This is a genomic window from Sphingomonas sp. NFX23 (genome assembly GCF_049887795.1).
In the GTDB taxonomy this organism is placed as follows: Bacteria; Pseudomonadota; Alphaproteobacteria; order Sphingomonadales; family Sphingomonadaceae; genus Sphingomonas.
Map to the genome: position 1 here is coordinate 114487 of NZ_JAGEKH010000001.1, position 13941 is coordinate 128427.

Genomic DNA, 13941 nt, shown 5'->3' on the forward strand with positions numbered 1-13941 from the left:
GGGAGGGGTCGGGGGTGGGTCGGCCGGTTGGCGGACGTGACGGCAATTCCGAACCAACCCACCCCCAGCCCTTCCCTTCCAGGGAGGGGAGCAAGAGCGGGACAGGGATGGCAACGCGGCAAGCTACCGGCTACAGCCCGGCCCACTTATGACCGATACTCCTGCGCCCGCCCGCGATTACCGCGACACCGTCTTCCTGCCGAAGACCGACTTCCCGATGAAGGCGGGCCTCGCCGCCAAGGAGCCGGCGATCCTGGAGCGCTGGGCCAAGCTCGGCATCTACGACCGGTTGCGCGAACAGCGGCTCGGGCGCGAGCGGTTCATCCTGCATGACGGCCCGCCCTACGCGAACGGCGACATTCACATGGGCCACGCGATGAACAAGGTCCTGAAGGACATCATCGTCCGCTCGCAGTCGCTAATGGGCAAGGACGCGCCGTACGTCCCCGGCTGGGACTGCCACGGCCTGCCGATCGAGTGGAAGGTCGAGGAAGCGTATCGCGCCAAGAAGCTCAACAAGGACGACGTCCCCGTCGACCAGTTCCGCGCCGAATGCCGCGCCTATGCCGAGAAATGGGTCGCCGTGCAGAAGGCCGAGTTCGAACGGCTCGGCGTGATGGGCGACTGGGCCGATCCGTATCTGACGATGAAGTACGAGGCGGAAGCCGCCATCGTCGGCGAGCTTTTGAAGTTCGCCGAGAGCGGCCAGCTGTACCGCGGCGCCAAGCCGGTGATGTGGTCGCCGGTTGAAAAGACCGCGCTCGCCGAGGCCGAAGTCGAGTATGAGGACATCGTTTCCACGCAGATCGACGTGGCGTTTGAGATCGACTCTGCGCCGAACGCGCCCGAACTGGTCGGCGCGCATGCGGTGATCTGGACGACCACGCCGTGGACGATCCCGGTGAACCAGGCGCTGAGTTATGGGCCTGAGATCGAGTATGTTCTGCTGGCGGACGGCGATCGTCGCTTCCTGATCGCCGAGGCGCTGATCGACAGCTTCTTTGCCCGTACCCTCCCCTCCCGTCATCCCGGCGGAGGCCGGGACCCACTTACCAACGGGGGAGACCGCGGTGAGGTGGGCCCCGGCCTCCGCCGGGGTGACGGAGAGGAGGGTGGCGCTGCGATCCTTTGGCGCGGGAAGGGTTCTGCGCTCACCGACGCAACCGTGCGGCACCCGATGCACGCACTCGGCGGGTTCTTCGCAAAGCCGCGCCCGTTCCTCCCCGGCGAGTTCGTCACGACCGACGCGGGCACCGGACTCGTCCACATGGCGCCGGATCACGGCGAGGACGATTTCGAACTCTGCAAGCAATACGGCATCGACCCGGTCTTCGCGATCGACGGCGCCGGCATGTACCGTGCCGACTGGGCCTGGCTCGGTGGCCAGGGCAGCGTCATCAACAAGAAGTTCGTTAGCGCGGATGGCCCAATCTGCACCGACCTGCGCGAGGCTGGTGCGCTGCTGACGGCAAGCGACGACTTCAAGCACAGCTACCCGCATTCGTGGCGCTCGAAGGCGAAAGTGATCTTCCGCGCGACCCCGCAATGGTTCATCCCGATGGACCGGAGCGACACCGAGTCCCCCTCCCGCTTGCGGGAGGGGCTAGGGGAGGGCAGTGCCGCGAATGCTGCGCTCGACGCCTCCCCTCCCCCAACCCCTCCCGCTAGCGGGAGGGGAGCAGAAGCAGAAGGCAACGGCGCCACCCTCCGCGAAATCGCGCTCGACGCGATCGCGGCGACCACCTGGATCCCCGCGCGCGCCGAAAACCGGATCACGTCGATGGTGCAGGGCCGCCCCGACTGGGTCATCTCGCGCCAGCGTGCCTGGGGCGTGCCGATCGCGTTGTTCGTCAACCGCCTCACCGGCCAGTATCTCAACGACCCGGCCGTCAACGCCCGCATCGTCGAAGCCTTCCGCCAGAACGGCGCGGACGCTTGGTACGCCGACGGTCACCAGGCGCTGCTCGGCCCTGACTACGACCTGGCCGACTATGAGGTCGTCAAGGACATCCTGGACGTCTGGTTCGACTCCGGCTGCACGCACGTCTTCACCGTCGAAGCGCGCTACGGCGAAGGTACGCGGGCCAATCTGTATCTCGAAGGTTCGGACCAGCATCGCGGCTGGTTCCAGTCGTCGCTGCTCGAAAGCTGCGGCACGCGCGGTCGCGCACCGTATGACGCGGTCCTCACCCACGGCTTCGCGCTCGACGGCCAGGGGCGGAAGATGTCGAAGTCGCTCGGCAACGTCGTCGATCCCTTGAAGATCATCGGCGAGTCCGGCGCGGACATCCTGCGCATGTGGGTCGCCTCGACCGACTATTTCGACGACGTGAAGATCGGCAAGGAAGTGCTCGCCACCGCCTCCGACGCGTATCGGAAGCTGCGCAACACGTTCCGCTACATGCTCGGCGCGCTCGAAGACTTCGACGAGTCGGAGCGCGTAGCCGTGTCCGACATGCCCGAGCTGGAACGCTACGTGCTCCACCGCCTCGGCATGATCGACACGGAGCTGCGCCAGGCGGCCGAAGCCTACGAGTTCAACCGCTATACGCGCCTGCTGACCGACTTCGCGAACGAGGACCTGTCCGCGTTCTTCTTCGATATCCGCAAGGACTCGCTCTATTGCGACGCGCCGGGCGACATCAAGCGCCGGTCGTACCGCACCGTCCTCGACGTGCTGTTCCACGCGCTGGTCCGCTACGCCGCGCCGGTGCTCTGCTTTACCGCGGAAGAAGTGTGGCAGTCGCGTTTCCCGAGCGACGACAGCTCGGTCCACTACCTCGAATGGCCGACGCTACCGTCGCTCGACGCCGACGACGTGGTCGGCCGCAAATGGCATGAGATCCGCCAGCTACGCGTTCAAGTCACCGAGGCGATCGAACCACTCCGCCGCGAAAAGACCGTGCGCTCCAGCTTGGAGGCCGAAATCACCGTGCCGTCGATGCTGCTCGATGCGGACGCGCTCGCCGAAGCGTTCATCGTCGCCAAGGTCACGCCGGGCGACGTGGTCACCGTGACGCGCACCGAGTTCCACAAATGCGGCCGGTGCTGGCGCCACCTCCCCGAGGTGACGGTCGATGGCGAGCTCTGCAACCGGTGCGACGAGGTGGTGGCCGATGCGTAACCTGCCAAAAGCCGGGTTCGGCGCGGCGATCGCGCTGTTCCTAGCCGACCAGCTCAGCAAATGGGCCGTCACCAAGCCGCTCGGGATCGATTCGCTCGGCGAGTCGCAGACGATCACCTCGTTCTTCGACCTGCGCTTCGTGCCGAACATCGGCATTTCGCTCGGCCTGCTCCCCGCCGACGGGCACCTGACCCGCTGGGCGCTGGTGCTGCTGACCGGCGCGATCGCGATCGGCGTCGCGGTGTGGATGACGCGCGAGAAGAACCCCGCCGATCAGGTCGCCTTGGGCTTCGTGCTCGGCGGCGCGGTCGGCAACATCCTTGACCGGATCCGGCTCGGCTACGTGGTCGATTTCTGCGACCTGCATATCGGCGAGTGGCGTCCGTTTTTGGTCTTCAATGTCGCCGATGCAGCGATTACTGTCGGCGTGCTCGTCCTGCTTGTTCGGGCGCTCCTCGTGCGCGAGAAGCCCCCTGTGGAGAATTCCCATGCGTAAGTTCGTACCCCTGGCCGCCGGCCTCACATGCGTCGCGCTGCTTTCGGGTTGCGGGGCAGGCCGTAGCCTCGATCGCGCACGTCCGGACGAGTTCGCCGTCGCGCGCCAGGCGCCGCTGGTGATCCCGCCCGACTTCGCGCTGGTCCCGCCGCAGCCCGGCGCCGCCCGCCCGCAGGATACCGCGGCCAACGCGCAGACGCTCGACGCGCTGTTCGGTGGGGCCGCTGCGCGCAGCCCGGCCGAGTCGGGTGTCGTCGCTGATGCGGGCGCCGACAATGACGATCCCGGCATCCGCTCCAGCGCAGGCGATCCCGGCACGACGGTCGTCGACAAGGGTTCGACGACGCGCGACATCGTCGCCGCACCGGAGGGCGACGGCCAGGACGCGAAGACCACCGCGAACTGAGTAGGTCCTAGCGGCTGACGAAAGAAGGGCGGCTCCTCGCGGGGCCGCCCTTTTTCGTGCCTAAAGATTCGAAGAGCAGGAGATGCCAGTGGAAGCCTTAGCTTCCCTTCCTTGTTCTCCCGCGAAGGCAGGAGCCCAGTCTGGGTCCCCGCCTTCGCGGGGAAACAAGCTTTCAGGTTGAGGGGCGCGGAAAGCTCGCCGCGCCCTCTCCTCAGGCGTTCAAAACGCCGCGGTCAGCGACACCAGCACCTTGCCGCCAGCAATCGAGCCGGTGCCGTCCTGGCCACGGCTGAAGCTCGGCTGGAGATACGCCGACTCGCGCTTCGAGATGTCGGTGTCGACATACGCCACGCCCAGCGTCAGCGGGGTCGTCGGGATCACGTAGTCCGCACCGAACAGCCAGTCCCAATACTCGCCGGTCGGCGACACGCTGGTCGCGAACGGCCCGAGGCCCTTGTTGCCGTTCGAATGGCCGACATGCGCCTTCACGGTCAGCCCGGTGTTGGGGATCCCGCTGCTGATATCGCCCCAGAGATAGAGGTTGTCGTCCTTCGCATTGACGCGGTCGTACACCCCGTTCGCAGCCGACGTGCCGTTGACATACCAAGGCCCGAGCGCCTGCTGCTTGGGCGCATAGGCGACGCCCGCGAGCAACGCGACCGGGCCGACGGTACCCGACAGCTTGGCATAGGGCTCGATGAAGTCGGTGTTGTCGAAGCCGCCTGGATACATGTACCAGGTCGCGCCGACGTCGATCGCGCCGCCGCCACCGATCGGCGTCTTGTAGCCGGCGATCAGATCGAGCTCCATGTTGGAACCGCCGAACGTACCCCAGCCCGCGAGGTTTGAACCCCAGGTGCCGATATACACGCCGCTCTTGTGCGCGATCGTGATGCCGCCCTGGACGGCGAGATTCTCGTCCGATTGCGACACGCCGCGAAAGCGATAGTCGTTGGTGAGGCCGACCGAGCCGGAGACGGTGACCTCCTTGGGAGGCGCCGTAGCCGCATCCTGTGCGAACGCTGGCGTTGCGGCAGCCAAAGCAATGCCGCCGAGAAGAAGTGTGGTGAAGCGCATCGTTTCCCTTTCGATACCGGAAGTCGATGTCCGCCCTGCATCCGTGAACGCCGCATCTTTCGGGGCCAAACCCCAGTGCGGTCTTTCCAACGGTGACACCGCGATGACAGCCCATGGTGCGCCGCACAAGCGAATCTTGCGTACAACCGGGCTTTGACAGCGCGCATGTTGCGCAACCGCCACACTTATTTAAAAGGCAGCCGTCGCATCCAACGCGCGTTCAGCGCGCTATGGCGTTAATCGGGCTTCGGTTTTCCCACCCTTCGCGCTCGAGTTCAGGGACGACCGCGTCGGTCTCGGGATAGCCGATGCAGAGATATGCGACGAGCTGCCAGGTCTCGGGCACGTCGAGGATCCCACGGATGCGCGACGGGTCGAGGATCGAGACCCAGCCGAGGCCGATCCCTTGCGCGCGGGCGGCCAGCCACAGCGTATGGACCGCGATCACCGCGGAATAGGCGACGGCTTCGGGCATGGTCCGGCGGCCGAGACCGTGGCCCTGCTCCGGGTCGGGTTCGACGAACACCGCGACATGGCACGGCGCCCGTTCGAGCCCGGCAAGCTTGAGCCGTGCGTAGCTAGCTGCCCTCGCCCCCTCCTGCGTCGTCAACGCCGCCGCGTTGCACGCCTCGAAGTCCGCGCGGACTGCGGCGCGGCGGGCGGGGTCATCGATCGTGACGAACCGCCAGGGCTGGCTGAGCCCGACCGACGGCGAGGCGTTGGCGATCTCCAGCAACCGGTCGAGCAACCCGGTCGGCAGCGGGTCGCGCCGAAAATGCCGGACATCGCGGCGCCAGCGGAACAGCGTTTCGAGTTCGGCTTGGAACGCGGGTGCGAAGATCGGTGCTTCGGTGGCCTCCCCCGCGTGCGCGACTTGGTCGAAAATCGCCTAGGTCCGCGCTGCGGTGAAGGCCGCGAGCCCGGCTTCGAGATCGGCGATCAGGTCGGCGGGGTCTTCGAGGCCGATCTGGAGGCGGACCATCGGGCCTGCGGCGTCGCGCTTGGTGACGCTGCGGTGGCGCTGCGGGTCGGCGGGGATGGCGAGGCTTTCGAAACCGCCCCAGCTATAGCCGATGCCGAACAGTTGCAGCGTGTCGATCAAGGCGGCGCGGGACGCTTCGTCACCGCCGTTCAGGACGAACGAAAACAGGCCGCTGGAGCCCTTGAAGTCGCGGACGAACAGGTCGTGGCCGGGGCAGTCGGGAAGCGCGGGGTGGAGGACCTGCGCGACTTCGGGGCGGCCTTGAAGCCACTTCGCGATGGTCAGCGCGCTCGACTGATGCTGCGTGAGGCGGACCGCCATCGTCCGCAGACCGCGGCTGCCGAGCCAGCAATCGTCAGGGCTGGCGACCTGGCCGAGCTGGAAACTCGTCTCGCGCAGTTTCTTGAAATGCCCGGGTGCGGCGGTGACCGAGCCGAGCATGACGTCCGAATGGCCGACGACGTACTTGGTGCCGGCGAGAATCGTCAGGTCGACGCCGCGTTCGATCGCGGGGAAGAACAGCGGGGTCGCCCAGGTGTTGTCGAGCAGGGTGGTCACCCCCCTCGCCTTCGCGACGGCGACGATCGCGGGGACGTCCTGCACTTCGAAGCTCAAGGAGCCGGGGCTCTCCATGAAGATCGCCCGCGTCTTCTCGCCGATCAGGTCGGCGATGCCCGCGCCGATCATCGGGTCGTAATAGCGCGTGGTGATCCCGAACCGCTTGAGCAGCCCGCCCGCCATGCCGCGCGTCGGGTCGTAGGCGCTGTCGACCAGCAGCAGTTCGTCGCCGGGGGACAGCACCGACAGCAGGGCCGCCGCGATCGCCGCGACGCCAGAGCAATAGAGGAACGTCCCCTCCGCGCCGGGCTCGAGCGAGGTCAGCGCGTCGGCGAGGCTCCACTGCGTCGGCGTACCCTTGCGCCCGTAGAACAGGCGGTGATGCGTATCGCGCGTGGCGCTGTCGCGAAGGTGGCCGACCGAATCGTAGAGGATGGTCGAGGCGCGCCAGACCGGCGGGCTGACGATCCCTTGAGTCCATTCCGGGCGACGACCGGCGAGGACGACCTTGGTCGCGTCGCCGACCGGCTTGTTCGTGTCGCTCATACTGTGCCTGTCGCCTTGGGTGTCTCGGGATCGCCGCCCCATTCGGACCAGCTGCCGTCGTACAGCGCCGCGTCGTTACCGAGCAGGTGCGCGCCGAACGCAAGGACAGATGCCGTGATCCCCGAGCCGCAGGTCATCACCAGCGGCTTCGCCAGGTCGATGCCGGCCTTGTCGAACTCGGCCTTCAGCGCGTCGCCGGTCTTCCACGTCCCGTCCGCGTTGAACACCGCACCTTGCGGCAGGTTCTTCGACCCCGGAATATGCCCCGGCGCCGTCCCCGGCCTCGGATCTTCCTCCGCACCCGTGAAGCGTGCCCCGGAGCGCGCGTCGAGTACCTGCTCCGCCCCGCTTGCGACGTTCGCCTTCATCTGGTCGAGATCGCGCACGCCCTTCAGGTCCGCCCAGGTCGTGAAATGACGATGCCGCGGCGTATCCTTGCCCGATGCGGTCTCGCGCCCCTCGGCCTGCCACTTGGCCAGCCCGCCATCGAGGATCGCAACGTTGTGCGCGCCGAACAGCCGCAGCATCCACCATGCTCGCGCCGACGTGTGCCAGGGCGAGCTGTCGTACAAGACGATCCGGCTGCCATCGCCGAGCCCCAGCGTCTGCATTTGGCTCGCGAACTTATCTGCAGAGGGCAGCATGTTGGGCAGGTCGCTGTCGGTATCGCGAAGTTCGCCCAAGTCATGAACACCGCGCCGGGAATATGCGCGGCCTCATACTCCGCCGCCGCATCGCGCCCCTCGGCGTAGGTCGCGTCGACGATCCTCAGATCGCTCGCGCCCAGTTCGTTCGCCAGCCAATCGGTGCTTACCAACGCGTCCATATGCGGCTCCTTGTGCTCGATCGGTCAGTAGCCAGCCGGGCCGCTCGCGTCGAGGGACGCGAGGAACCCGGCCGCCTGCGCACGCGTCGCCTCACGGTCCGCCTCGGACTGTTTCGCCCAGTTCCGATACGGCATCGCCAGCCGGTTGTTCCGCCCGAGCTTGTCCTCGTGCCGCGCGAGGAAATCCCAGTACAGCGCGTTGAACGGACACGCATCGGGCCCGATCCGCTGCTTCACGTTATACCGGCACGTCCCGCAATAATCGGACATCCGGTCGATATACGCGCCCGACGAGATATACGGCTTAGACCCCAACAAGCCGCCATCGCCGAACTGGCTCATCCCCAGCGTATTGGGCAGCTCGACCCATTCATACGCGTCGACATACACCTCCAGATACCAGAGGTGCACCTTGGCCGGGTCCGCGCCGATCAGCAGCGCAAAATTGCCCGTCACCATCAACCGCTGGATATGGTGCGCGTGCGCGGTCTCCAGCGTCTGGCCGATCGCCTCCCGCAGGCAGTGCATGTCGGTCTCGCCGGTCCAGTACCAGCCGGGCAGCTCGCGGTGGTGATCGAGGAAGTTGCGCTCGACATAGTCCGGCCCCTCGCGCCAGTAGATCCCGCGCATGTATTCACGCCAGCCGATGATCTGGCGAATATACCCCTCGACCGCGTTCAATGGCGCTCGACCGGCGCGATATTCCGCTTCCGCGCGCCGGCACAGGTCGAGCGGATCGAGCAGCCCCGAATTGATGTAGGGCGACAGGATCGAGTGCCACAGGTGCCGCTCGCCGGTGAGCATCGCGTCCTCGTAATCGCCGAACTGCGCCAGCGCGTGCTTGAAGAAGTTCGCCGCCTGCCGCTCCGCATCCTTCGCGGTCACGGCGTATTCGAACCCGTCGAGGCTCCCCGGATGCTCGGCGAACCGCTCCGCCACCAGCGCCAGCACGTCCTTCGTAATCGCATCCGGCGCGAAGACTAGCGGGCGCGGCATCAGCAGGTCGTTCTTGGCGGGCTTGCGGTTCTCCTTGTCGAAGTTCCAGCGGTCGCCCTCGGGCTTGCCGGCGGTCATCAACAGCCCGGTGCGCGTCCGCATCTGGCGATAGAACCATTCCATCGTCAGCGACTTGCGCTCCGCCGCCCAGGTCTCGAAATCGGCATGGCTGGCGAGGAAGCGGTCGTCGCTGCGGATCTCGACCGGGATGCCGAACAGCGTCTCCCAGCTTTCGAGCATCGCCATCACGCGCCACTCGCCGCCCTCGGTGACGACGATCCGATCCGGGTCATGCCGCTCGACCGCGCGCGCGATCTCGCCGGTGAAGCTGCCTGCATTATCGGGGTCGTCGAGCTGCGTGTATTCTACCGTCCACCCGGCCTCGCGCAGCGCCTCGGCGTGGTGCCGCATCGCCGACAGGATATACGCGATCTTGCGCTTGTGGTGACGGACATAGGTCGCCTCCCCGTCGACCTCCATCATCAGCACGATCGCGGTTTCAGGATCACAGTCCCGCAGCGAGGCGAGGTCGATCGTGAGCTGGTCGCCGAGGATCGGTACGAGTGTGGTTTTCTTGCGCGTCATCGCATCCTACATGGCGGCACATGACCGCTCCCCAGAACCCATTGCATCTCGGCCAGAACAGCGCCCTCCCCGCCTCTCCAGAAGAGGCCGTGCTCGATTATGTTCCGAACCCGCGCCCGGGCCGGACGTATCTCGTGCGGTTCGCGGCGCCCGAGTTCACGTCGCTGTGCCCGGTCACCGGCCAGCCCGACTTCGCGCATCTCGTCATCGACTATGTCCCCGGCGAGACGATCGTCGAGTCCAAGTCGCTCAAGCTGTTCCTGAGCAGCTTCCGCAACCATGCCGGGTTCCACGAAGACTGCACCGTCGGCATCGGCGAGCGCCTGTTCGACGAGATGAAGCCGGTGTGGCTGCGCATCGGCGGTTACTGGTATCCGCGCGGCGGAATCCCGATCGACGTGTTCTGGCAATCGAGTGCACCGCCGCACGATCTGTGGCTGCCGGACCAGGGAGTCGCCTCTTATCGCGGTCGCGGATGAGGCACGCGCAAAACCGGTTTGATCTGGGTTGATAGTATTGCCGTGCTGCACTGCAGTATGTGATGAAACTTTATGCTACCTGAACCGTTCAAATGGATGCGCGACCGGGTTTTCCCAGAAGTGCGCGCTCAAACGAGGGACAGGGTATGGTGAAACCGGCGGACGGTGGGAATATCGCGCGACTGGCGCTGATCGGTAATTTCCTGCCGAGACAGTGTGGCATCGCCACCTTCACGACCGACGTTTTCACGGCCATGCGCGCGCGCTTCCCCGAGATCGCCGTCGACGTCTACGCGATGGACGATCACCCCGGCAAATACGATTATCCGGCCGAAGTCACAGGGACGATCCCCGAGCCTGATCTGTCGTCATACATCGACACCGCACGGAAGATCGAGGCCAGCGGCGCGCAGGCGATCTGGCTCCAGCACGAATACGGCATCTTCGGTGGCCCGGCAGGCGAGCACATCCTCGCACTGCTCGATCGCACCACGCTGCCCGTCATCGTCACGCTGCACACGATCCTCGAAAAGCCCAACGCCGACGAGCGTCGCGTGCTCGAGGGCCTGCTCCGTCGCGCCGCTCGCGTGATCGTCATGGCCGAACGTGGTCGCGACATCCTCCAGCGTGTCTACGGTGCCAATTCGCGCCAGATCGTCATGATCCCGCACGGCGTGCCCGATCGCGACCTGCTCGATCCCGCCGTGCTGAAGGACAAGTTCGGCTGGGAAGGGCGGAAAGTCATGCTGACGTTCGGCCTGCTCGCGCCCAACAAGGGGATCGAGACGGTCATCAACGCGCTCCCTGCGGTGATCGCGAAGCATCCCGACCTGCTGTACGTCGTGCTCGGCGCGACCCACCCGAACCTCGTCGCGTACGAGGGCGAGAAGTACCGCGACAAGCTGAAGGCGCTCACTGCCGAGAAGGGCGTCGCCGACAACGTCTCGTTCGTCGATGCCTTCCTCGAGCATGGCGAACTGCTCGATTATCTCCAGGCGTCGGACGTCTATGTGACTCCGTACACAAACCCCGCGCAGATCACGTCGGGCACGCTCAGCTACGCGATCGGCGTCGGCAAGCCCGTCATCTCGACGCCGTACGTGCACGCGACCGAGATCCTCGCGGATGGTCACGGTGTGCTCGTGCCCTTCGGCGATGTCGATGCGTTCGCGCGCGAGATCGATGCGCTGATGTCGAACGACCGCGATCGCAACCGTCTGGCCGAGCGTGCCTATGCGCGCGGCCGCACGATGATCTGGCCGAAGCTCGCCGAAGCGATGATGACGGAGATCCGTGCGATCGTGGCGGCGCGCCCTTTTCGCCTCGCCAAGGTGCCAGCCCCGCTGAAGCAGCTGACGCCTGATTTCGCCGCGGTCGAGCGGATGAGCGATTCGACCGGCATGCTCCAGCATTCGATCTACTCGATTCCCGATCGTCGCCACGGCTACTGCATCGACGATAACTGCCGCGCGCTGATGTTGATGAGCGCGATACCGGGTCTCGACGACGTGACACGCGACAAGTGGATGACGATCTACGCGTCGTTCGTGCAATACGCCTGGAACCCGGACACGCGCCGGTTCCGCAACTTCATGAACTTCGATCGCACATGGTGCGAGGATTCGGGGTCGGAAGATTCGAACGGCCGCACGCTCTGGTCGCTCGGCGTCACCGCGCGCGATGCGCAGGCCGCCAAGCACCGCGACTGGGCGACCGCGATGTTCGATTCGACCGCGTCGATGGCATTGGAACTCGGCTCCTTGCGCGCGCAGGCGTTCGCGATGCTCGGCGCGGCGGCGATGCTGGAAGCCAAGCCCGGTCACCAGCTGTCGCTGTCGATCCTCGAAGCCTTCCCCAAGGTCCATCTCGACCTGCTCGCCAAGGCGCGCCGCCCCGAGTGGCAGTGGTTCGAGATCGTCCTTGCCTACGACAATACGCGCCTTCCGCAGGCGCTGATCCGGGCAGGCCAGGCGCTCGGGCGTCAGGACCTGATCGACTGCGGCCTCGCCACGCTCGACTGGATCGTCGCCAAGCAGACCTCTCCCGAGGGCCGTTTCCGCGCGGTCGGGTCGGAGAGCTTCAACCGACCCTATGCCGAGCCGTTGCAGTTCGACCAGCAGCCGCTCGAAGCGCAGGCGACCGTCGACGCGTGCGCTGCTGCGTACGACGCGACCGGCGACGTGCGCTGGCGTGACGAGGCGTTGCGCGCCTACGGCTGGTTCCTCGGCGTCAACGACCTCGACCTGCCGCTCGCGAGCGTAGCGGACGGCGGTTGCTATGACGGCCTGATGCCGACCGGGCTCAACCGAAACCAGGGTGCCGAGTCGATTTTGGCGCTCCAACTCGCAAGCTGTGCGATTTCAGGGGTATCAAAGGCAGCGCAAAGCGTGGCAGGAGCGGCGCGCGTCGTCGCCTAGCCACGCTAGTGACAGCCTGACAGGCGACGGTGCGCTGAGTGGAACGACGCGGGGCACTGCTACGATGGATCTGTTCAACCACCAGCTGCGGCTGCACGCGGACCCTTCGCGTGTCGTCGTGCGGCCGTTCCATATCGCCTGGGGCGGTCATGGCGGCGCACCGAGCCGCACCGAGCGGCTCGTCGGCGAAGTGCTGGAAATGTCGCCCGCACAGGCGCGCGCGCAGCTCGAGGTCGTGCTGAAGGATTTCGAGGCGCGCCACTGGCAGACGCGCCGCGTGTTCATGACGCGCTACGACCAGATCGAGGACATGCTCGGGCTGAACGGCGCGGAGATCGGCGACGAGAAACGCCAGTTGATCGGCGCGTATTTCTGTCACGAATACAGCTATGCCGCCGCCGCGCTGATGAACCCTAGCGCGGTGCCGCATTTCGACCAGTCGGGCATGCCGCCGGGCTCGATGCGTATCCTGATGTCGCTGCGCGCGGTCGGCGAGGGTCACATCTCGTCGGTGGCGTTCCGCGAGGGCATCATCACCTGCGAAAACCAGATGAAGCTTGCGCCGGAACCCCCGTTCGCGACCGCGACCGATGCGGTCGGCAGCGGCGAGGACGAGATGCCGATCGGCCCCGTCACCGTCTACCGCCACCGCGACAGCACGCTGAGCGGCACGGTGATCTTCCCGATCACGCAGGCGCAGTCGAAGGGCCTCGAGGATCTCCGCATCGTCCGCTTCCAGCACGAGGACGGCGATTACGAGTGGATCGGCACCTACACCGCGTATAACGGCTCGGTGATCCAGTCCGAACTGATGCGCACCCGCGACTTCCGCGCGTTCGACCTCGTGCCGATGACCGGCCCCGCCGCGCGCAACAAGGGCATGGCGCTGTTCCCGCGCAAGGTGAACGGCCAGTACATGATGATCGGCCGGCAGGACGGTGAGAACCTCTTCCTGCTCAAGTCGGACACGCTGACCGACTGGGACGACGGCGAGAAGATCCTGACGCCCGAATATCCATGGGAACTGGTGCAGATCGGCAATTGCGGCCCACCGATCGAGCTCGACGAGGGTTGGCTGCTGCTGACGCACGGCGTCGGCGCGATGCGGAAGTATTCGATCGGCGCGGTGCTGCTCGACAAGGACGACCCGTCGAAAGTGATCGGCCGGACGAGCCAGCCGATCCTGGCCGCGAAGGATCAGGACCGCGAGGGGTATGTCCCCAACGTCGTCTATAGCTGCGGTGCGTTGAAGCACGGCGACACGATCTTCATGCCGTACGGGATCGCGGACAGTTCGGTGGGCTTCGCGTTCGTGCCGATCAAGGACATGCTTGCTGCGATGAAGTGACGGGGCGTCAAGACGGACGCCATCCTTCTCCCACGCGTTAGCACCACCCCGGCATTAAGCCGCCACCCCGGCGGAGGCCGGGGCCCAGTTGGCAAGGCTGT

The 13941-nt window shown here is 66.1% G+C and carries 10 protein-coding genes and 1 pseudogene; 6 read left to right on the top strand and 5 right to left on the bottom strand.

What is annotated here, in order from left to right:
• Window positions 1–148: 148 nt before the first annotated feature.
• From J4O76_RS00570 to J4O76_RS00580, 3 genes are read left to right on the top strand one after another with little or no spacing between them, the layout of a single operon-like run.
• Entirely contained in the window at window positions 149–3124 is a 2976-nt protein-coding gene (locus J4O76_RS00570; protein WP_426279709.1) for an isoleucine--tRNA ligase, read from the top strand.
• A complete protein-coding gene (gene lspA / locus J4O76_RS00575; RefSeq protein ID WP_426279710.1) occupies window positions 3117–3620 on the top strand; it encodes a signal peptidase II in 504 nt (167 codons plus the stop codon). Before J4O76_RS00570 ends, lspA begins: the two co-directional genes overlap by 8 nt.
• Entirely contained in the window at window positions 3613–4026 is a 414-nt protein-coding gene (locus J4O76_RS00580; RefSeq protein ID WP_056065856.1) for a DUF3035 domain-containing protein, read from the top strand. The genes lspA and J4O76_RS00580 overlap by 8 nt, the downstream gene beginning before the upstream one ends.
• A 219-nt stretch (window positions 4027–4245) precedes the next feature.
• Here J4O76_RS00580 and J4O76_RS00585 read toward each other — a convergent pair whose 3' ends face one another.
• The 5 genes and pseudogenes from J4O76_RS00585 to J4O76_RS00605 all read right to left on the bottom strand — a co-directional run bounded on the left by J4O76_RS00585 (window position 4246) and on the right by J4O76_RS00605 (window position 9596).
• The gene (locus J4O76_RS00585; protein WP_426279711.1) at window positions 4246–5103 is read right to left on the bottom strand and encodes a TorF family putative porin; all 858 of its coding nucleotides are present in this window, start codon (window positions 5101–5103) and stop codon (window positions 4246–4248) included.
• Between the two features lie 220 nt (window positions 5104–5323).
• Window positions 5324–5989, bottom strand: a complete 666-nt coding sequence (gene bluB, locus J4O76_RS00590; RefSeq protein ID WP_426280384.1) for a 5,6-dimethylbenzimidazole synthase — start codon at window positions 5987–5989, stop codon at window positions 5324–5326.
• A gap of 3 nt (window positions 5990–5992) precedes the next feature.
• Entirely contained in the window at window positions 5993–7189 is a 1197-nt protein-coding gene (gene metC, locus J4O76_RS00595) for a cystathionine beta-lyase (RefSeq protein WP_426279712.1), read from the bottom strand.
• Window positions 7186–8015 (bottom strand): annotated as a pseudogene (locus J4O76_RS00600) (sulfurtransferase). Before J4O76_RS00600 ends, metC begins: the two are co-directional and overlap by 4 nt.
• A 24-nt stretch (window positions 8016–8039) precedes the next feature.
• On the bottom strand, window positions 8040–9596 hold the full coding sequence (locus tag J4O76_RS00605) for a cryptochrome/photolyase family protein (protein ID WP_426279713.1): 1557 nt from the start codon (window positions 9594–9596) through the stop codon (window positions 8040–8042).
• Window positions 9597–9616: 20 nt separating this feature from the next.
• Here J4O76_RS00605 and queF point away from each other — a divergent pair, with 20 nt between their 5' ends.
• The 3 genes from queF (at window position 9617) to J4O76_RS00620 (ending at window position 13840) form a co-directional block, all read left to right on the top strand.
• Entirely contained in the window at window positions 9617–10075 is a 459-nt protein-coding gene (queF, locus tag J4O76_RS00610; protein WP_120301343.1) for a preQ(1) synthase, read from the top strand.
• A gap of 146 nt (window positions 10076–10221) precedes the next feature.
• The gene (locus tag J4O76_RS00615) at window positions 10222–12492 is read left to right on the top strand and encodes a glycosyltransferase (protein WP_426279714.1); all 2271 of its coding nucleotides are present in this window, start codon (window positions 10222–10224) and stop codon (window positions 12490–12492) included.
• Between the two features lie 64 nt (window positions 12493–12556).
• The gene (locus J4O76_RS00620; protein WP_056051630.1) at window positions 12557–13840 is read left to right on the top strand and encodes a glycoside hydrolase family 130 protein; all 1284 of its coding nucleotides are present in this window, start codon (window positions 12557–12559) and stop codon (window positions 13838–13840) included.
• The last annotated feature ends 101 nt before the right edge of the window (window positions 13841–13941 follow it).

Bases quoted from the DNA above. Each gene is read 5' to 3' on its own strand.
- J4O76_RS00620 (WP_056051630.1), top strand. From the start codon at position 12,557: ATGGATCTGTTCAACCACCAGCTGCGGCTGCACGCGGACCCTTCGCGT.
- J4O76_RS00585 (WP_426279711.1), bottom strand. From the start codon at position 5,103: ATGCGCTTCACCACACTTCTTCTCGGCGGCATTGCTTTGGCTGCCGCA.
- J4O76_RS00605 (WP_426279713.1), bottom strand. From the start codon at position 9,596: ATGACGCGCAAGAAAACCACACTCGTACCGATCCTCGGCGACCAGCTC.
- J4O76_RS00615 (WP_426279714.1), top strand. From the start codon at position 10,222: ATGGTGAAACCGGCGGACGGTGGGAATATCGCGCGACTGGCGCTGATC.
- queF (WP_120301343.1), top strand. From the start codon at position 9,617: ATGACCGCTCCCCAGAACCCATTGCATCTCGGCCAGAACAGCGCCCTC.
- lspA (WP_426279710.1), top strand. From the start codon at position 3,117: ATGCGTAACCTGCCAAAAGCCGGGTTCGGCGCGGCGATCGCGCTGTTC.
- metC (WP_426279712.1), bottom strand. From the start codon at position 7,189: ATGAGCGACACGAACAAGCCGGTCGGCGACGCGACCAAGGTCGTCCTC.
- J4O76_RS00570 (WP_426279709.1), top strand. From the start codon at position 149: ATGACCGATACTCCTGCGCCCGCCCGCGATTACCGCGACACCGTCTTC.
- J4O76_RS00580 (WP_056065856.1), top strand. From the start codon at position 3,613: ATGCGTAAGTTCGTACCCCTGGCCGCCGGCCTCACATGCGTCGCGCTG.